The organism is Citrobacter sp. Cf118 (genome assembly GCF_030334095.1).
Taxonomy (GTDB): Bacteria; Pseudomonadota; Gammaproteobacteria; order Enterobacterales; family Enterobacteriaceae; genus Citrobacter; species Citrobacter freundii.
The window spans coordinates 1-18,367 of the sequence record NZ_JAOWES010000067.1 but is presented as its reverse complement, the minus strand read 5'-3'; the positions used below and the strand labels follow the sequence as shown (position 1 = coordinate 18,367).

27 protein-coding genes are annotated in these 18,367 nt (G+C 46.8%); 3 read left to right on the top strand and 24 right to left on the bottom strand.

The features are described from left to right. Positions 1–29: 29 nt before the first annotated feature. From OGX67_RS07320 to OGX67_RS07265, 12 genes are all read right to left on the bottom strand, one after another. Positions 30–1,156 (bottom strand): IS3-like element ISSen4 family transposase gene (locus OGX67_RS07320; protein WP_286525769.1). Its coding sequence is split into 2 segments (ribosomal slippage): positions 30–892 and positions 892–1,156, totalling 1,128 coding nucleotides; the frame shifts between segments, so codons are not numbered across the junction. Positions 1,157–1,205: 49 nt separating this feature from the next. Further along, entirely contained in the window at positions 1,206–1,556 is a 351-nt protein-coding gene (locus OGX67_RS07315) for a hypothetical protein (protein ID WP_286526220.1), read from the bottom strand. A gap of 82 nt (positions 1,557–1,638) precedes the next feature. Continuing rightward, the gene (locus OGX67_RS07310) at positions 1,639–2,091 is read right to left on the bottom strand and encodes a hypothetical protein (protein ID WP_007372157.1); all 453 of its coding nucleotides are present in this window, start codon (positions 2,089–2,091) and stop codon (positions 1,639–1,641) included. Positions 2,092–2,103: 12 nt separating this feature from the next. Then, a complete protein-coding gene (locus tag OGX67_RS07305; RefSeq protein ID WP_032941601.1) occupies positions 2,104–2,409 on the bottom strand; it encodes a hypothetical protein in 306 nt (101 codons plus the stop codon). Positions 2,410–2,414: 5 nt separating this feature from the next. Further along, positions 2,415–2,942 carry a hypothetical protein gene (locus OGX67_RS07300; RefSeq protein ID WP_007372155.1) on the bottom strand — a complete coding sequence of 176 codons (528 nt, stop codon included), beginning with the start codon at positions 2,940–2,942 and terminating at the stop codon, positions 2,415–2,417. A 79-nt stretch (positions 2,943–3,021) separates the two neighbouring features. Continuing rightward, complete coding sequence (locus OGX67_RS07295; protein WP_007372154.1) at positions 3,022–3,906, bottom strand: hypothetical protein; 885 nt, start codon at positions 3,904–3,906, stop codon at positions 3,022–3,024. Between the two features lie 199 nt (positions 3,907–4,105). After that, positions 4,106–4,507: a hypothetical protein gene (locus tag OGX67_RS07290; RefSeq protein ID WP_020996135.1), complete on the bottom strand. Its 402-nt coding sequence runs from the start codon at positions 4,505–4,507 to the stop codon at positions 4,106–4,108. 90 nt (positions 4,508–4,597) lie between these two features. Beyond that, positions 4,598–5,059, bottom strand: coding sequence for a hypothetical protein (locus tag OGX67_RS07285; protein ID WP_009653863.1), 462 nt, complete (start codon positions 5,057–5,059; stop codon positions 4,598–4,600). Positions 5,060–5,442: 383 nt separating this feature from the next. Next, on the bottom strand, positions 5,443–5,778 hold the full coding sequence (locus OGX67_RS07280; RefSeq protein WP_008786801.1) for a PerC family transcriptional regulator: 336 nt from the start codon (positions 5,776–5,778) through the stop codon (positions 5,443–5,445). 8 nt (positions 5,779–5,786) lie between these two features. Beyond that, positions 5,787–6,104 carry a hypothetical protein gene (locus OGX67_RS07275; RefSeq protein ID WP_020996134.1) on the bottom strand — a complete coding sequence of 106 codons (318 nt, stop codon included), beginning with the start codon at positions 6,102–6,104 and terminating at the stop codon, positions 5,787–5,789. A gap of 109 nt (positions 6,105–6,213) precedes the next feature. Next, positions 6,214–7,284, bottom strand: a complete 1,071-nt coding sequence (locus tag OGX67_RS07270; protein ID WP_032951308.1) for a phosphoadenosine phosphosulfate reductase domain-containing protein — start codon at positions 7,282–7,284, stop codon at positions 6,214–6,216. Continuing rightward, positions 7,277–7,600, bottom strand: a complete 324-nt coding sequence (locus tag OGX67_RS07265) for a hypothetical protein (protein WP_020996132.1) — start codon at positions 7,598–7,600, stop codon at positions 7,277–7,279. The genes OGX67_RS07270 and OGX67_RS07265 overlap by 8 nt, the downstream gene beginning before the upstream one ends. Positions 7,601–7,722: 122 nt before the next feature. On the opposite strand from OGX67_RS07265, the gene OGX67_RS07260 reads away from it, so the two are divergent. Then, the gene (locus OGX67_RS07260; RefSeq protein ID WP_007372150.1) at positions 7,723–8,712 is read left to right on the top strand and encodes a hypothetical protein; all 990 of its coding nucleotides are present in this window, start codon (positions 7,723–7,725) and stop codon (positions 8,710–8,712) included. 26 nt (positions 8,713–8,738) lie between these two features. On the opposite strand, the gene OGX67_RS07255 is transcribed toward OGX67_RS07260, so the two are convergent. From OGX67_RS07255 to OGX67_RS07235, 5 genes are all read right to left on the bottom strand, one after another. Continuing rightward, positions 8,739–9,143: a hypothetical protein gene (locus OGX67_RS07255; RefSeq protein ID WP_008786799.1), complete on the bottom strand. Its 405-nt coding sequence runs from the start codon at positions 9,141–9,143 to the stop codon at positions 8,739–8,741. A gap of 326 nt (positions 9,144–9,469) precedes the next feature. After that, on the bottom strand, positions 9,470–10,021 hold the full coding sequence (locus OGX67_RS07250; RefSeq protein WP_007372149.1) for a LexA family transcriptional regulator: 552 nt from the start codon (positions 10,019–10,021) through the stop codon (positions 9,470–9,472). A 29-nt stretch (positions 10,022–10,050) separates the two neighbouring features. Further along, positions 10,051–10,287, bottom strand: coding sequence for a hypothetical protein (locus OGX67_RS07245; protein WP_007372148.1), 237 nt, complete (start codon positions 10,285–10,287; stop codon positions 10,051–10,053). 77 nt (positions 10,288–10,364) lie between these two features. Further along, entirely contained in the window at positions 10,365–10,655 is a 291-nt protein-coding gene (locus tag OGX67_RS07240; RefSeq protein ID WP_007372147.1) for a hypothetical protein, read from the bottom strand. A gap of 185 nt (positions 10,656–10,840) precedes the next feature. Then, positions 10,841–11,242 (bottom strand): hypothetical protein, encoded by a 402-nt coding sequence (locus tag OGX67_RS07235; protein ID WP_008786797.1) that lies wholly within the window; start codon positions 11,240–11,242, stop codon positions 10,841–10,843. Positions 11,243–11,598: 356 nt separating this feature from the next. On the opposite strand from OGX67_RS07235, the gene OGX67_RS07230 reads away from it, so the two are divergent. Next, positions 11,599–12,282, top strand: a complete 684-nt coding sequence (locus OGX67_RS07230) for a hypothetical protein (RefSeq protein WP_008786796.1) — start codon at positions 11,599–11,601, stop codon at positions 12,280–12,282. Positions 12,283–12,367: 85 nt separating this feature from the next. Here OGX67_RS07230 and OGX67_RS07225 read toward each other — a convergent pair whose 3' ends face one another. From OGX67_RS07225 to umuD, 6 genes are all read right to left on the bottom strand, one after another. Next, on the bottom strand, positions 12,368–12,859 hold the full coding sequence (locus tag OGX67_RS07225) for a GNAT family N-acetyltransferase (RefSeq protein WP_000217395.1): 492 nt from the start codon (positions 12,857–12,859) through the stop codon (positions 12,368–12,370). Positions 12,860–13,029: 170 nt separating this feature from the next. Beyond that, entirely contained in the window at positions 13,030–13,287 is a 258-nt protein-coding gene (locus OGX67_RS07220) for a helix-turn-helix domain-containing protein (RefSeq protein WP_001333498.1), read from the bottom strand. A 288-nt stretch (positions 13,288–13,575) separates the two neighbouring features. Then, positions 13,576–13,956, bottom strand: coding sequence for a type I-E CRISPR-associated protein Cas6/Cse3/CasE (locus OGX67_RS07215; protein ID WP_127649377.1), 381 nt, complete (start codon positions 13,954–13,956; stop codon positions 13,576–13,578). A 312-nt stretch (positions 13,957–14,268) separates the two neighbouring features. Further along, the gene (locus OGX67_RS07210; protein WP_007372144.1) at positions 14,269–15,159 is read right to left on the bottom strand and encodes a DNA replication terminus site-binding protein; all 891 of its coding nucleotides are present in this window, start codon (positions 15,157–15,159) and stop codon (positions 14,269–14,271) included. A gap of 149 nt (positions 15,160–15,308) precedes the next feature. Beyond that, positions 15,309–16,574, bottom strand: a complete 1,266-nt coding sequence (gene umuC, locus OGX67_RS07205; protein ID WP_009652912.1) for a translesion error-prone DNA polymerase V subunit UmuC — start codon at positions 16,572–16,574, stop codon at positions 15,309–15,311. After that, positions 16,574–16,990 (bottom strand): translesion error-prone DNA polymerase V autoproteolytic subunit, encoded by a 417-nt coding sequence (gene umuD, locus OGX67_RS07200; protein WP_008786793.1) that lies wholly within the window; start codon positions 16,988–16,990, stop codon positions 16,574–16,576. Before umuD ends, umuC begins: the two co-directional genes overlap by 1 nt. A 253-nt stretch (positions 16,991–17,243) precedes the next feature. Between umuD and OGX67_RS07195 the strand changes: the two genes are divergently transcribed. Continuing rightward, complete coding sequence (locus tag OGX67_RS07195) at positions 17,244–17,747, top strand: hypothetical protein (protein ID WP_007372141.1); 504 nt, start codon at positions 17,244–17,246, stop codon at positions 17,745–17,747. Positions 17,748–18,103: 356 nt separating this feature from the next. On the opposite strand, the gene OGX67_RS07190 is transcribed toward OGX67_RS07195, so the two are convergent. Next, positions 18,104–18,367, bottom strand: a 264-nt coding sequence (locus OGX67_RS07190; RefSeq protein ID WP_143188226.1) for a transposase, incomplete at its 5' end; no start/stop codon positions are given.

Genomic DNA, 18,367 nt, shown 5'->3' with positions numbered 1-18,367 from the left:
TGACCTGCCCCCACGATTAGATACAACACTCAGTTAGTAACGTCGGAATCTTCATTCTCAGAATGACCCTTTCTCCAGCCCGCTGCAAATTCAGACGGTGTCTGATAATTCAGCGTGGAGTGCGGGCGGCATTCGTTATAATCCTGCCGCCAGTCATTAATAATTTTCCTGGCATGAACGATATCGCTGAACCAGTGCTCATTCAAACATTCATCGCGAAATCGTCCGTTAAAGCTCTCAATAAATCCGTTCTGCGTTGGCTTGCCCGGCTGGATTAAGCGCAACTCAACACCATGCTCAAAGGCCCATTGATCCAGTGCACGGCAAGTGAACTCCGGCCCCTGGTCAGTTCTTATCGTCGCCGGATAGCCTCGAAACAGTGCAATGCTGTCCAGAATACGCGTGACCTGAACGCCTGAAATCCCAAAGGCAACAGTGACCGTCAGGCATTCCTTTGTGAAATCATCGACGCAGGTAAGACACTTGATCCTGCGACCGGTGGAAAGTGCGTCCATGACGAAATCCATCGACCAGGTCAGATTGGGCGCCGCCGGACGGAGCAGCGGCAGACGTTCTGTTGCCAGCCCTTTACGACGTCTTCTGCGTTTTACGCCCAGGCCACTGAGGTGATAAAGCCGGTACACGCGCTTATGATTAACATGAAGCCCTTCACGGCGCAGCAACTGCCAAATACGACGGTAGCCAAAACGCCTGCGCTCCAGTGCCAGCTCAGTGATGCGCCCTGATAAATGCGCATCAGCAGCCGGACGGTGAGCCTCATAGCGGCAGGTCGACAGGGATAAACCTGTAAGCCTGCAGGCACGACGTTGCGACAGACCGGTCGCATCACACATCAACATCACGGCTTCCCGCTTCTGGTCTGTCGTCAGTACTTTCGCCCAAGAGCCACCTGAAGCGCCTCTTTATCCAGCATGGCTTCGGCAAGCAGCTTCTTGAGTCTGGTGTTCTCTTCCTCAAGCGACTTCAGGCGCTTAACTTCAGGCACCTCCATACCGCCATACTTCTTACGCCAGGTGTAAAACGTGGCATCGGAAATGGCATGCTTGCGGCAGAGTTCACGGGCGGGTACCCCAGCTTCGGCTTCGGCTTCGCGGAGAATACTGATGATCTGTTCGTCGGAAAAACGCTTCTTCATGGGGATGTCCTCATGTGGCTTATGAAGACATTACTAACATCGGGGTGTACTAATCAACGGGGAGCAGGTCACTGATACCAACGGGGAATGTTTTCCCGATTTCCACGTCATGTTTATAGAAACTGCTGATGCTTGTATTCCAGACGCTTGGCTTTTTGTCGCTAGGCCGAATTTTGATAAATGTGATTCCAGGGATTTTATCCACAAGAAAAACAGTTTTTTCACTGCCTTCTGCCGCATTCTTTTTCATTCGAATTGTTTTTACGCCAACTTCTATTAATTCGACGCTGGTTTTTATTTTCGACGGGTTGTCTACGTCCATATCAATAAATACCCGCCAGCATGACTGGCCCTCTTTTATCGATGAAGGACACGCTTGTGGAAAATGGTCTTTGTACATGGTAAACCCCAACAACCTGAAATATGTAGGATAAAGATTAAGGGCATTTATGCTGCTTACGAAATTCGGGGCGACTCACTAATCACAGGGTGCGCTGGATTGACTCTGCGGCCTGTTGCCTTAGTGCGTTGCTGATACCAATTGCTTCAGCGAGATAAGCAAGATTATCCACCAGCACACATCGTGTCCCGGAACTGAGATCTCCAGTTACTCCCCAGCGGAGCATTTCACCAGGAGCCGGTTCATAATTATCCAGTTCACACTCAGGAAGGTCTACTGGCTCTCCCAGATAATCAATTAAGACCGGCCTGATATCGCTATATTCGGCATCAATACCAAGTGGCAGATCTTTCCTGACATATTGCCTCAGAACAAATAAATCCCTTTCGCTACATTGAGGGAAAATTCCAACCGGCAAGTTTGTGATAAGAATAGCTGCACCTTTTGAATCGCCAATTTCCTGAACGAGTTTTGCGGCGCACCAGACCGCCCCCTTCAGGAACTCCAGATTTTCATGCGATTGCTGTAATGACATATGACCTCTTTCTTATTGTCTGGCCCGCTTAAATCCATCGTTGCCATATGATTTAAAATACTCAGTAAACCCCTTATCGCTTTCACGAGTGTCGGCTGCGGCTTTCGAATTTGCCTCTTGCATGTCTCTTTCGCCTTTTTCCTGGCTGAGTTTCATGAAAGTCTTAATGTTATCGTCATTAGGGTCAGCCAGTACTTTCTGATAAGCCTTCTGGTAGCGCTCATCCAGGCTTAACCCTATTCCGAGACTCTGGCATCCGCTAATGCCGGTTATGAAAGCAATGATCAGAAACTTTCGTAGGTACGCACATTTCATCATTACTCCTACCGGGATGACCCGAGCATTTTGTTCCAGGCCGTAATCAGTGACTGAATCCCAGAAGTGGGCACAGGAGCAACCCATTTACAGCAGCTGAACCACAGGCGGTTAAACCGGTGAGGCATTTTCGTGATGTAGTTTTCCTTATACTCAAAGTTGTATTTATCACCAACGATGCGCGGAACTTCTTTGCAGAACGGACAGCGTTGAGCACCCGCGCTCATTTCAGGAACGATGATGAACTCGGTTTCCCCCAGCGTATCTGGATCCCACGGTTCGCGTTCACGCCAGCATGTGCCTTCTGGGAGCACGATATTCTCGTCGCATACGATGTATTCAAAGGTGGGAAATAACAGTTGATGAACACCGTGTTTACGCCAGCGCACTAACGCCAGAAACTCAATATGTTCTGAGCTATCGGCTTCCCGGGGAACAATAAAACGGTATACACCTGCTTTAGTCGGTAACCCTTCGCCCCGGATGCCAACTGGAGTCCAGCTTGGTTCTGTTGAGATACGGCGTAGTGCAGTCATAGTTACTCCCATTAAATTTTCTTCGTTCAATTTCCAGAATGAATCGATCTTTAAATCACTCTAACGGTAACTATTCCGATTACGAAATTCCGTTACCTTTAGGAATGATCGTGTTAACAGCCAGCATTGCATTTTTGAAGAAGTGTGCATTGCTACTTCTTAACTTAACAGAAGCATTAGAACTGACCGGGCTCAATGCCAGTAATGCGGTGCTGCGTCCCAGCCAGCGATAATATGAGAATAAACCCCACGAATTCAGGAATTCTCGTTTCATAATTGACATCAATTCAGATCTATCAGTCTGGTTAACTTTTGGGAACGTAATGAAAACTGCGCTATCCGGGTTCCGGGACAACCAACTGAAAACCTCTTCATTGGTGTAATAATACTTACCTTGCGTAAACACTCGCCCATTAAATCCTAATCGCACGACTGAGGACGGTATAATGTTATGGCAATAATCGAGCATGGGATATCCCATTTTCATCTGAGCGATATCAATGCGATTATCGCTCGGAATGCTTGCAGGTGCATTTGCATTTTTGAAACCGCGAGTACTGATCGAGTAATGACCGTCATCTGCATTCTGATAAACCCAGAATGGCTTGCAATACTCTTCTGAGTCTATAGCGGCTGTAAGATACGCTTCATCATAACTTTCAAATAACTTTTTTACTTTAGTCTGGTGGTCTGCAATATTTCTGGATTGAAGGTCTGGCCTGATTTTTAAAGGAATAGAATACACCGGTTCAAATGCCTTGACCGTATGGCCAGAACTCGTATGGTTTAGCAAATACCCAACCCACTCACGTTGAATTCCTTTTCCTATATACTCGCCGCTGTTCGCCCCTGCGTTGGTATCAAAACGCACGATAGATGTTCCACGCGCAGAAAGCATATTTTCAAATTCAGCACGGATAATGTTGGTATTTTTGCTAGTTAACGAATTCTGGAGATCATGCATATGTAGCCACCATTCATGTTTCAGCTTCGACTCTCACTATAATCACATGTTGAAATTTATTGTTACAGTGAGAATGAGGACGTTTTGCACCCAAAAATAAATAGCTTTTTCAACCGCAATTTGTGGGCATAAATGGTTTTTCTTAGCGTAAAAAAATAGCCGACTATGTCGGCTATTGTGACGATTCAACAGCTGGTGGTCAGAAAATGCACATCGAGGCGTATGCCGTCTTCTGGGAAACTTCAGTAGGGTTACGACCAATGAAAATACTACGGTTATTTTCTTTCTCGCTACGCATGAAGCGGTAGAGGTGGATGGCTACTCCATGAGCTTTCTGCACATCACGTCGGTGCAGCACAAGGTGCATTCTTTTTGGTGGTATGTGTGGGAAACGTTTCGCCAGAATTTGTCCAAGCACGTTAAGTGATTCACTGTTCTCGCGTAGCTGGTAAAGGTCTTCCACGATGAAAAAGATGTTATTCCCCCTGTCGAGTTCGTCAGGTACGGGGCACACTTTTAATCGGCACTCGATGACTTCACAACTCCAGTCACGATGAGGCAGAGACATGATGATGTTTTCTTTCTGCAAGACATTCGACATAAATCCCACCTCACGGTAAAAGCTGTATCAGTTTAACTCCCAAAACCCTTCGGCTGTGGGTTCTGCATTACGCACCGGCTCTCAGATTCCTTAAGGCTTTGATCCAGTATTATTCTTGAGAAATTTGAGTTCAGAACTACCCGGCTTCCCTTTTTGGGCCGTCTTGATAAATTCCCGCTCTTTGAAATACCACCGTTCAACAATTTGTGAAGATAGCGTATTGGATTCCAAGGCATAAGCCTGCAACTCCCTCCATGCAGCTATGTTATGCGGTTTGTATTTTGCCAGCTTAATATCCAGTTCTTCTTGCCAAGATCTGGCGCGTTTTGTAAAAACCTTTCGACCCAGCATTGGGAAAACCAAGAGCCCTGCTATATTGCCGACGAACTGTACAGACCAGTCAGAGGTTATGTAAAACCATATCCCGGCATTAACCGAAACCAGAACCAATAACCATGTTCCATACGCTCGCTGAAATGGAGGGAAGCAGTTATCTCGCCACATTCGAATACTTTTTCCAATGCTGTTCAGCAGGTTTTCGTTTGTTTTCATCAGTTATCTCTGTTCCTCTTCAGCATAGGCCGTTTGTATCAATTCAAACCTGTTCACCCTGACTACTTGAAGAACTATCTGATCGGTAATGCACCTAACCGGCGTAGTGCATCAGTAACCTCGTCTATGCCGAATAAAGACATTGGCGGGACTTTATCTCCAGAGATTGAGCAGGCTGTACACAATGCATTGTATGAGCTTACTCGTTCACGATGTAGAGACTGAAGGCTTACGATCAACAGATCTCGCTCTGGGCCCGTGGTAGCTCCTATAAGGTCAAATAAACTTTGTTTAACCACTTACGTAATCCTCCGTCAAAATCAGTCAAGAGTGCGCTCATTCTCCTCAGTTTCATTTTTTAATGAACGGAAAAGGTCGACAAATCAGGCGGTATTAAAGACACCATCGTCTTTTAGTCCCATCCGTGTGTATACATCATTAATATGCTTGTGAATATATTGAAGATCACTTGCCTGCTCATGCTGTCTGATACGGTCTTCATGGCGAGAATTGGATAACCGAATGCAACGTTCCCGTTGTTCAACAATGTACTCAGTACACTGGGTATGTTCAAACATGACCTCTCCCCATTGCCTGGCAGCGCGGAGATACAACCCTCTTTCTTCCAGGTCCCGGGCAAGTATCACCGATTTGGTCGCTGGTATCTGGTACATTTCTTCAGCGAGCAGGAACGCTGCTGCACATTTTCTTTGTCCCATATCTACCTCTACCCTTTGTATAGAGTCGACATCTGGGCAGAAGTGAATGAGATTAACTCTTCAACCTGCCATTCGCTGATACTCTCCTGGTGGATAACCGAGTCCAGAAGTGAGCAGAAGACCCGACCTTCACAGAAGGCATCGAATAAGGTTTGCCAGGCACCGGCGAATCGCCCGGCCAGTTTACTTCGCTGACGTTTACTGCGGCAGCGATGCAATTCTTGCTGAAACAAGGATTCGTTTTCCGCACTGCTTTTTTCATGCAGAGCATCCCATAACTGGTTGAACCGTGTTTCAGTACAATTTCTGGCCGTTACCATCGTCATAATATTTCCTTCAGAGGCGGTTAAGCCTGTATCAATGTTGCTATTTGATATCTATTTTCCACGTAATATTCAGGTGACGAAATCTCAGCTATAAATCGCTGATGGCTAATTAGTCTGACCCGCATTTCTCCCGGTTGTACGCCCCACCAGGTAGCACCCATTCTTTTGACATGTTAATGACGGGCAATGTATAGACCGGATTTACCGCTTGCAGCAGCGCTTCCTCATCCGTGATATTAATAGGAGAAATATTCTGGCTTAGATCCAGAACATTTATTCGTTTACGACTGATAGTGACCCCAAAGCGGTTTTCATAGTTGGCCATTGCGTGAATACGCTCGGGGAAATAATGTTTGATGGTTGCCCATATGCGAGCACTGTTGTATATACACGTTAAGCATGAACTGCGACCCCATCCAAGACGATACGGTACTGGGGCTGTAACACGATGTTTTGCTAAAATCTCCCAGACTTGTTCTTCAGACCATGCAAGTACTGGCCTCCAGGCATCAACTTGTCTTTTTTTGCAACTGCTGGTATGTGGCTCCAGTTGTAAGTAATTGAATCTATTAGAGCTTTCCGCTCTCCTTTCCCCCGTAATAAAAAGCACCTTTTTTCCGTCAAAGCGTCTCTGATTTGTGAGTGCTCGCCGACCAACATCAATTTTTAGTGCTGATGAGCACCAACGTGTTTTAAGGCTTGGTGATTGCTGAGGGAACCGAAGTCGCGTGGCGGGAGTGCTTCGCTGGATATCACGTTCCGCGATTATTAATCCATCTGGGGTTTCGATACATTGCGGGCGACTGTAGCCATTCTCTTTCAGCATCTCACCTTCCATTCCTCCCTGAAGCCAGGAGAACATCAACGGTATCTGAAATGTTGAAGCTATTTTGCGGTTGTAGTCGGCCATAAATGGCCAGTCCATTAAAGTACTTCCCTCGCGGCCATCAACATCGTGATGCCAGAGTTCCACCCTGGACAGATCGACCCCGATGTCAATTAAGTGGAGAAGGCAGGCTATGGAGTCTTTTCCGCCGCTAAGGCAAATGATTATCACGTCATAGCAAGATATGTCGATATCTGGAGCGTTCCTGTACGTTTGTCCTGATAGTGGCGTGGTGATGCCTGCTATGCTACTCAGTGCAGGAATAATAAAGTTATCGTCGATTAAATCACTCACTTGCCGCGCTCCTGCTCTGAAGTGAATTTGTCAGAATCGCAGCAAGTCTAGTCTCGCCTAATGATGAGGCCAGATCTGATAGCGCTAGTTTACCTGCTGCTTCCATACCAAGTGCCTTTACTCGACTGGTATCAAGAACTGCAATTCTTTGGCCTGTTGCCTTACAGACAAGCGCATATCGACATACGCTTAATGTGCGATGGATGATGAATGAGAACATTTGATTGTCGATTTGTGCGCTGAATTTGCAGATCACATTTACTTTATGCGTCAACCCATTCTGGATTATGATTGTTGCAACATCGTCTTTAGGCATATCTACCTCCGGCTTTTTACTAAGCCTAATACGACGCTAACAGCTGACGAAATTTGCTTACAGATATAACTTTCACTGCAAATATCGTGTTATGAGTGACTGATTACTGCTTTGGAGACAGAATGGATTTTTCTAAAACTACTGTAGTGAAACCCGGTTTAATTGGTGATAACAACGCGTATTGGGCGATGCACTTTTGCTCAATTATTGAAACCCTTTATGATAATAACCGGATGAAGGTACGTTTTAATTCCCCTCTCATGGGGAAACATACACCAACAATGAGAAACCTAGTTTCATTAGCTGGTGAAGGATATTTTTCTTTAATTAAAGATCAGTTCAGAAACTTCGGTCTACAAAATTTGCTCTGCCACTATCTGATGAGTTATGAAGGTAGAGAAGTCTTAAATACTATACTTATTAATTTGTCTGATTATCGCAATGTCGATATCCTCGCTAATATGAGCCAGTTTGGTGTATTCATTAGCTGCCGTGACTTTAGAAGTGGCACTAATTTTGCGGTAGAGCATAATCCTTATCTACTTGGCCATGAGAATGTCTTTTATAATTCAGTTTATAATAGCTTAAAGTTTGCAGATCTATGCATTCTTTTCCGTATGAGAACGAATCCTAACCAAGAATCAGCTACTTTGTTTGGCATTCTTGGAGAGGTCGAAGGAAACAATGGTCAGGACTTGAAGAGACCGGCCTTCTGGGGAAGGAAAGGTTTGTATTTGTCTTTTGGTATTGGAGTCAATCCTAAACCCAAGGGGGAAAAACGTTCTAATCAATTTCAGCTTAATGACTGTACTTGCCAGTGGGTAAACGCTGCTGATGGTTATAAATTTGTCGCTATTTTTGAGTCAGAACACCATCTTGTTACAGATTATCTCGATGCAATAGGTACTATTGAACACCTTAATAAATTTGGCCCCAACCATCCTTTTCTAACACATTATCCAGCTCGGCACATTCTAAACATTGTGAGAGATGGCTGGGATAAATCAGTTGATATATTGATTACTGAACTGCGACGTTATCTTGCGCCTAACGAATTAGCTTCGCTAGGAACAAATCCAGTAATACCCTTTATACCCTCATTCAAACATTAAAATAAATGGGGCTACGGCCCCATTTTTTACTCACGATATAAGATGTAATAACATTTTCTGACCTGCATACTGTTGTTCAGGTAACCACAAAGTGCTTCACGACCATCCTGACTACGACCTATCCATAGGCCAGCCAAGCGTTTATCTGGTTGCTCAGACAGTATGAAAATTTTGCTGTTAATAAGACCAATGAATGGGCGTTCTACTCCCTGGGGGACTACAAAATTCCCCAGCGGTTTGTAACTTTCCAGGTTCAATACGATCGCAGCTGTCTGGTCACTGGAATTGTCAGCATCGTCCTGTTGCTCGCTGGCAGCAGGTTGTTGGTAGTTTTGAGAAGGCTGCTGAGCATAGAAATCGTTCGGATCGATCGATTCTGCGCTGGTTATGAAGGGCAATAGTGCTAAAAGGCCAAAAACAGCTTTTTTCATATGTCCACCATAGGGTTATGCGTTTAAATATGATTAGGCTATCAGTACCAATGCTGTCAGGCTAAAAACAATGGGGACAAATTGAGGGCTTTTATGTTGTGTTTATTGCTATTTTTGTCCTGCAATAGCATCTATTTCACACAATACACAGTGACATTTAGCTGGTGGCTCAAGTCGTTCGAATTGCGTCAGATTATGCAGACGTAATCGAGGTATACGTCTGACAGCATGATGGCCACACGAAAGTTCAAGAAACCAGATTCGTCCGTTACGGCTCCCGTCCTGAACCTTTACGTTTACAACTTCTCTCCATATGCGAATCATGGCTAACCTTCTGCCGGGCTCGGTGGTTCATCGTTGTCCTGGGTAATTTTAACGTAATCACCCTGATTGATAACGATTACTTCATTAAGATGAGGGCTGTAACGTACCCTCTCTACTTCGTCGAGATAGTCCACATGTCTACGCGCCTTGTTATTCGAGAAGCCGAGCGCTTTCCCTATTGCGTGAACTGATGGCCCACGGCCACCATTTCTGTTCATGTATTTTTTGACATACGTGATGATTGCTTTCCTGTCACTGGTCATGTCCGGGAGTTCGGCAATGTCATCATGACCTTGTCCTTTCGCTACGCGCAGCGTCATAGACTTTCTTTCACCATCGATAATGATTCGTCCCTGGTCATGCAACTGCCGGATACGCCGGGAAACGAGCCCTTTTGAATACCCCAGAGAAGAACAGATCTGCTCGTAAGACGGTGCTGCACCCTGCTCTTTGATTTCTGTCACAATGAAATCAAAGAGCCTGTCCAGGTGGGCATTTGCTTTTGGGGCGTTCTGTGCTTTTCCAGAAACACTACCGGCGTTGTCTTCAGTCATATCCCTTCCGTCCAGTTGGTGGTTGTTAATTAATGCGGGCTATCGACGTTCTTCGTCGAACTGAGACTAAAAGGCACGACGTCCGCTTTTACATCAGTTAAGGAGTGATTACCGCAGAGTTGCCCTTTAACTTTAGTCAGGCCCACCAGCGCATCCTCAAGCAGTTCTGATTCCTGAGATGTCACATTACTACCCAGTTCCATACCGATTTTTTCGCCCGCGTCCTTGAGGATACTGATAGCACGATCGATAGATTCACTGTACATAATCGCCACCTTGTTCGTTTTGTTAACATAGCCAATTAGTGCGTGTTCAGCTATAGCTGAGTTGTTTTATCACCTGTTTATGCGGCCCTTTTTCTTGCCAGGCAGCGAGCTAAAACCCGTTCCCTGGCTTCATGCTGCTCATCGATACAAAGCTGAATTCCCAACCCCAGGATGTAACGCTCCTGAAGTTCTGCCGGATGGAGGAAATTGAGCGCGGTGAAACCAGCTGGCACGGAACCATATTTGGCCAGGCTGTCTTCGTAACGTCGCTGGGCTATTTCACAAATTAAGTTATATTGAGCAATAGCTGCCTCACGTCCAACTTGATTGAATATTTCAACCGCCAGGACTTCCGAACATGTCTGCATTTTTGCATCCGTTTTGTTTACCTGACATCAGTATCACCCCGATGTGCTGGCTAACGAAATTTACGGATAGATGAATGTAATGAGGGGAATAGAACGTAATGGAATGTTTATACTGAACCCAAATTATGGGGAGCTTGATAATCAAATGTGGAAGTCTGTTGAGAAGCAGACTTCCAGACTTGGTATTAACTGGTTTTCTGACTATTAAGCCAGCTGATTAGCTCATCTTGCGTGTCAAAAGACGCGACAAAGGTCTGCTCCTGATCAGGACGTTGTGCATCCCTTATCGCTCTGAATGGAGCTTCACCGCTATAGTAGAATATTGGCTCCGCACGGCGTTTGACCCATGCTGATTGCTCGCGCTCTGCGAGCTCGCAGGCTTCTTCGTAATTGTCCGCTACTCCCAGCACTGTCGAACGATCCCAAGCTCCTCCATTCAGGCATCGAACAGTGATTTTCCCGTCCGGGCAAGTAATGCCATATGGATGATCCCACCAGGCATCAAGCTGAGACTTTGAGCGCTTTTCATTAGGTGTATCGTCGAAGTTTTTAGGTAATACCGGATTAAGGGGTATGCAGTTTGGCACTTGGATTCTCCCTGTAGCCTGAATCTACAAATAGGCAGTAAGCAATGTTCGTCAGGTTAACATGTACCTCCTGTTAGGTAATTAAGTACTTCGTTCCATTTTCGATATTCGCGTTATCTGACTCATTTTCTCCGACTTCAGGAGATCTCCATGCTGCTACGTAAGCCATGTGAATCAGGCTTGTTTTTCGCCCCGCTTTGACCCCATTTCCATGATGTTCTCAAACCTCGCGCTGTTACAGTAGGACAACTGCTACTGACGAGGTGAATATGACCAGATACCTTGGATACTGCGCCCTTGCGCTCCTTACCGTCCTGCCGACCGCTTCGGTATATTCTGCTGTACAGAATGATACAATGGGCCTATACGCTCCCGATCCCAGCTACACACCTGACATCCAAAATTCAGCACCTGTAACGCCTTCTCCGGGGGATGACAGTCTGTACAGTGATGACGTACCCGATTCATCTACCGCTCCAGAAAGCACCATTACCCCCCTGAATAGCTTTGATGTTATGTCTTTTTCTATAGGGCCGGTAAGCCTGCGGATGACAGCTTCTGAAGCGATCACTGCTATCACTGACAAACTTGGCCAGTCTGCTGGTGAAGAAATTCAAAAGCGCTACAGTAACAACTCATTGAATAGTATTTTCTGGGGAGATGCTCACCAGGAGACGGTGGTCTATTTTATCCCCGATACGGCAGTTGACCCCATTGAGCCGGTGGCTTACAAAATCCGCTTTTCATTCAGCAACCCTGATCTCTTACTGAAGTCGGCGATCGAGAAATATGGAGAGCCTTCAGTCTCTGATGCCCAGAGAGGTCGTTATATCTGGTGCAAGGCACTGGCGGAGAAAACGAATAAGTGTGATGACAGTAAATCTGAGCTTACGCTGACAACGCGAGAAGTTGAAGACACTGGCATCCTGACTCTCAGCGACCCAACGGTCTCATTTGATGCCTCGCGGACTGCAACGGCCACCCCGGATAAAGACCAGGCTGCGACTGAAGATAACCAGGGGCCATTGCCACAGCTCTGAAGTCGTCCGTCGCTGTCCAGCATCCTTTTGCAGGATTACTAAACCGACTGAATTCGTCAGCCGGTTTTTTTATCTGAATTTTACATTAGCGTCTGAAAGTACGCTTTCCAAACGGGCTTATCTCTTTGACGTGAAAACCCGCATTAGTCAGCATCCTGGCCATGACAACTGATGCAGGAAGACAGGATGCCTCCACTTTATGGCCGGGAGTAGCATCCAGAATACTTTGCAACATGGAGCGCCCAAATCCTTTTTGTCTTTGACTCCTGGTAACACCAAACATCCTGATTTCCAGATGTGAAGCAAGTCCATTTGCACCATTTTTGCCCGTCAGTAGGGCAAAACCTATCGCTGCGCCATTATGTTGAGCATCAAAGACAAACAAGAAATCGGCGCAATTCTCTCCCCGTTCCCGCCTGGCAATGGCTTCTGAGATCTGACTTTCGAACTGAGACAGTCCGTCATCATCATCAAAGTTAAAATACCCATCCCGCATACCGTCGCGAATCACCGCTATGATAAAGGGAACATCCTGTTTGGTTCCAAAGCGCATTTCAGGGGCAGATAACACCGTCATCAGTTTGTCTCTCGTAACCGTTATTATTCCATCAATTTGATTACATGGAGGTAAAGAGGTCAATAGAAATGAACGGGGTATTTCGCTGATGACCATTTGATCGGTGTTAGTGGTTTCAGTAGCAGAGCCAGGAGGTATATAAGGCCAGCAAAAATGCCAGCCTTTTTCATTTAAACCGGTTTTCTTATGATTCTCTTGATCGGCATTCCTGCCTTATCAAAATATCGGGTTGGCCATATTTCTTGAGGTTCTTCACCAATTGCATTAGCGATGATGATCTCGCCTCTAGGCCAGTCACGTGTCAGTGCATTTGCCAGAGTGCTGCTTGAAAGACCGTTAGCCCTACTCAGTGAGGCAAGTGACAAACCTTTCTTATGTAGCGCAGCTATGATGTCTGCCTTATGCCAGTCCTGTTTTTCCATCTCCATTTCCTTTGGTGGTGAATCGGAACATGGTTTGCAGTACCAGCTAATGACGACTGGCGAGCCGTAAGGCTCCCACGCCCCGACCCACCATTGACAAAAAACAGGCGAGCGAGTGCGAACCGTTCAAGTACATGAACGGCGTGTCATTAGTCGGGGCTGCAAATCCCCACTCTTACGATTTAGTAAGGGCTACAACAGTTTACAGCATTTAAAGGGTGTATCAGAAGTGTTAATGCCGTAAGTTTGCGAGTCGGTTTGAAATTCAGATAATAACTATGCTTAATGGCCTGTTCAGGAAAGCACTTCGATGCTGTTCATATAGCCAAAGCCGAATATCCGCTTTCTGCCGATCCCGAAAGCGTATGCCTGTTCAAGTGCGCCGACATCTTCAATCACGCATTCAGCATCGTACTGGCTCATCGGTACAATGATCTTGTGGGATGTACGGCCAACGCTCCCGGGCTTAATAATATGGAACTTGGTGCTTCGAACGATACGTAACCGTCCACAGATCACTCCGGCCCGTTCCAGGTGATAGTGGATATAATCCGGGAGTTCATGGGCAGGTGGACAAATCTCTCTTTTCCGGCCTCCAGCTTCCTCGCGTCGAATAGTGGCCAGCGAGCCGCAGATTCGAATTTTCTGGCCAGACACAAACATGATTTCCTTCATGACTTCGCCAGGGAGCCCGAGTGCAACAGCCGTTCTCAGAACAACCTGGGTGTCGGAGGCACTTTGTTTGCGAGAGTAGAAGGTGTATGGGAGTCGCGACCCAGAACGTTCCTGGACTACCTTATCCAGTTGCTGGTGGATCCCATACACGTCACCTGGGGCGATTCTGAACCTGAGCGCACATTCAAAGTATTTCACGCCACATTCCTTGCTGAACATAATGAATTTTCAATATTAGTTTCAGGGTATGGCATGGACGGCGAGTGACGAAATTATGAGGGGGGAATACGGCCAGTCCTTTGGCCGGTGTGGTCAGAGAATCATTTCGATACTTTCGCCGTGGAATATACCGATCACATCTGTCTTGAGGCGGTTACTCCTCGGCTTTACTTCATTGGCCACGAACTCTGGCAATGGCCGAATTTTCACGTGCTCATCCTGAATGATAATGAACGGCATAGATGAAGCGGCAGAAAGACGCAGTATCTGGTCGGGGTGTTCAGGATCAGCCATCGCGATGTTTGCAGCTGGATGCACTTTAACCGGACGGCGTAAGCGAAGCTTTTCTTCCGGTACACGCGCAATAGCCTTAATCAACGAGTTGAGTCTGACTGATTTATCTTCATCTTCCTCGATGTCCTTGCCCATCTTCTGGAGCAACTCGATTTTGTTAACCCTGCTAAAAAGCGTCTTTTGCCTCCAGCCGAAACTGACCAGATTGACGTTAGCATTATCAAACATACGCAGCTGCCGATAGAGATGCAGGGTCATGACACCAGGGCAGGCGCTATGCAGCGCGTTGAAGCGCATGTATTCCGGTCGGCGATCACCACCGTAGTTTTCGATGATGTGGCGTTGAATGCTCTCTTTATGCTGGTTGATGGATGTCACCAAACGGGTAACCAGCTGAGAGAATTCCGCATCTGTATTGTCGTACCATAATACGCCGGTAGTGCGCCGAGCGGACTTCTGCGAATAGCCATCCCTGATATGCAGGTCAGCGTATGCCGCGCAGGCAGCATGGACAGCATCGTGTCCCTGTTTCAGCTCAGGCATGATGTGTTCGATGGCCATATCTTCTTCGCCATCAGCAACGGCTGGCAGGACGCAGACACTCGCCTTGAGCGGAAGCCGGGAACCCAGCACTCCACGAAGTTGTGTGATCTCGCTCTCCAGCGTCTGGAAAGTTGTTGAGATATTCATTTCTATCCCCGAAAAAGGGCTCTAAACTCCCTCCGCTGCACGGAGGACTGTATGTACATACATACTCATAACAAGCGAAACCGAGTATATCAAGTTCGTTTTGTTTACAGACGAATTTTATCGATGACGAATGAAGTTTTCACTGCTGATTAGCCAATCCTGACGCGAGGGATTTCATTAATGTTAGTGAGATAGGATGGTGACAATAACTCCCGCCGCATCGTCCAGTCTTTGTCGATGCCCTGGCCCGCAAACCATAATTTCCCCCGACCTGACCGGTTAATTCTATCCATCACGCCCATCAACGCTTCACCATTGGCAAAGAGTCGGTTCTCACCAAACAAATCGAGCTGGCTGGTGGCGCTATCATAAAAGTCAGATAGCATCACTCCGGCTTTATGGTATCGGTATCCCTCCTGCCAGATATGCCGGAGCCCTGCGACCGCAGCCGCAATGATTTCCCGGGTATCGGCGGTGGGGTTTTCCAGCTTGACTGTCTGCTGGCCACTGTAAGGGGCCGTTTTCGAATAGTAACTTGTGCCAATAAAAACCGTTATGCAGCGACAGTATTGCTTCTCTTCGCGCAGCTTCTCGCCTGCACGTTCGGCATACTCACACACCGCCTGGTGCATTGCTTCGTAGTGCTCTATTTTCTGGCCGAATGAACGCGAGCTGATGATCTGCTGCTTAACCTTCCTCACCTCTTCCAGGGCTATGCAGGACTCGCCATTCAATTCGCGCTGCGTTCGCTCCAGTACGACTCCAAATGTGTTACGGATAAGCGATGTTGGCGCATTGGCCAGATCGAGAGCAGTCCTGATGCCCATGCTGTTCAGTCTGGTGGCATATCTCCGGCCCACCCCCCAGACATCGCTTACGTCAATATATGGCAATAATTTACGTTGTCTTTCTGGACTGCTGAGATCAACCACTCCGCCTGTTTTAGTCCATGTTTTTGCAGCTTTATTTGCTAGTTTTGCCAAAGTTTTAGTTGTCGATATGCCCACCCCCACGGGTATATGGGTGCTCTTTAATACGGTTTTCTTTATTTCTCTTCCATAGTCATCAAAATTATAATTTTTCTGCATTCCTTCAAACGAAAGGAAAACTTCATCAATACTGTAGACCTCAGTATTACTGGAGAATTTAAATAATGTCTCACACACCCTACGGGAGATCTCCGCGTACAAGGCATAGTTAGAACTGAAAACATGTACACCGTTAGCTTCAAAGAATGCTTTCTTCTGGAAGTACACGTCACCATTCTGGATACCTAATTTTTTAGCTTCCGCTGAACGTGCCACGACCATGCCATCATTGTTCGAAAGGCATACAATTGGCTTGTTCACCAGATCGGGCCGAAAGACTCTCTCGCAGGAGGCGTAAAATGAGTTGCAATCCACCAGGCAGAACATCACAAGGCCTTGTACACGATGAAGGTCACCACGCCAAAAATGGCCAGTTCTTCGCCTTCTTTCAGATAGATCGGTGACATCCGGCTATTCATTGGCAGTAGCGCGGGAGCCGGGCTTAGCTGCAACCGCTTAATGGTGAAATCACCATCAACGGTCGCAATCACAATATCCCCCTCTTTCGCCTCAAGTGAGCTATCCACGATGACCAGATCGCCTTCGTGAATACGTGCCTCTACCATCGATGAACCTGTTACTCGTAAGAAGTAGGTTGCAGATGGATGTTTGATGAGGTGAGTATTTAGATCAATAAATTCATCAACATAATCGGAAGCGACTGAAGGGAAACCTGCGCTGACAGGCTCAACGAACAACGGGAATTGGCCTGGTGATTGTTGTGTCACTGGGATAAGTTTCATAATGCTCTGCTCTTCGTGGTGCTGTATATCCATACAGTATTATAGACAGGAGCCAGGAATTTTCGCACCTCCTTTTCCGAAAGTTATTTTCCGCTATCACTCTTCAGGTTTTTCTTATCACTTGTCCAGAAGTGGGTAACTGCACATAACAAATTGCAACCATATGATTCCTCAGTTCATTTTCAGAATTTACTCGTGCTTACTTCGTATACAATTCGGAATTTATCCGTACATTTTATAAGGAGTAATAACGATGAAGCAGTTTACAAATGAAGCAACTCAACAAATGCTGGCCGACTTTGACAAATCCCCTTTCTCTGACGCTGATCTGGCCGCAATGGATGTGGATGCTCGACAAATTATTGAGCAGAACGCTGAAAGGGATCGCCAACACCCGGTAACAGCAATCTGGCGTGTTGCGGTCGAGGGAAGCCTGACTGCGCGAGGTGGTGTCGTAACCGCTGTTGATAGCGCCAGGGTTATGGATCTAGGCAACGGTCAAATGGTCAAAATCGCAGTGGAGGGTGATGCAGTCACTTATACCGATGGTTCATCTGCACGGATTGTTTCAAGCGCTGGCCAGAAAGCTACACACTTCGAGAAAGGGCTCGCGCTGGTGGGCAGCGTACTGGATAACGGGGATGAAATTGTCTCGACCCCGCAGGACAGATTAGTGCTGTTATCGCGCAAAGGTATGGCTGAAGCCCCCGACTTTCTGGCAATACCCGGAGGCGTGACTCATGGGGTATCGAACTAACAATTATGGCCGGGGCCAGGCGCTCCACGGAGATAAAACCACCACAGGCGCGACCGTCCTTACTTGGGGTCAGTTTGGATATCGAAAATTATTGTACTATAAGGACTTCCCCGGCATGTCAAAGCCGGTATTTATGGTTTCTGTCTGCTCTTCAGTAAAAATAAAGGGGAGAGACTGCGGTACTATAAACGGCCATGATGAATCGTCATCGATTCGGGCCCTGATGAAAGACGCGCGTGAGGTTCTTGTTCGTTAAGCGGATACGTATATCCTGTACAATAGCCAGATAGGCCTCACGGGGTCTAACCCTTTATCATCAACGAATTGCAGGTCAGATGGTTATACAGCTTCGAGCTTTAGTTGACTGAGTACAGCCGGAAATCATCACCGTAATGTAGTGATGCCCAACACAGCCGCGCATTTTTGGCGGCGATGGCCACAACAGCCCGCCAGTACCCTCTGCGCTCAACCAACATACAAACCCAACGGCTGAATGAGTCAGTCCTTTTCCCGGCGCCAATAAGCACTGAACGAGCCCCCTGAACCAGAAGCGTTCGCAGATACGAATCACCGGCTTTTGTGATCCTGCCGAGTTTCGACTTTCCCCCGCTGCTGTATTG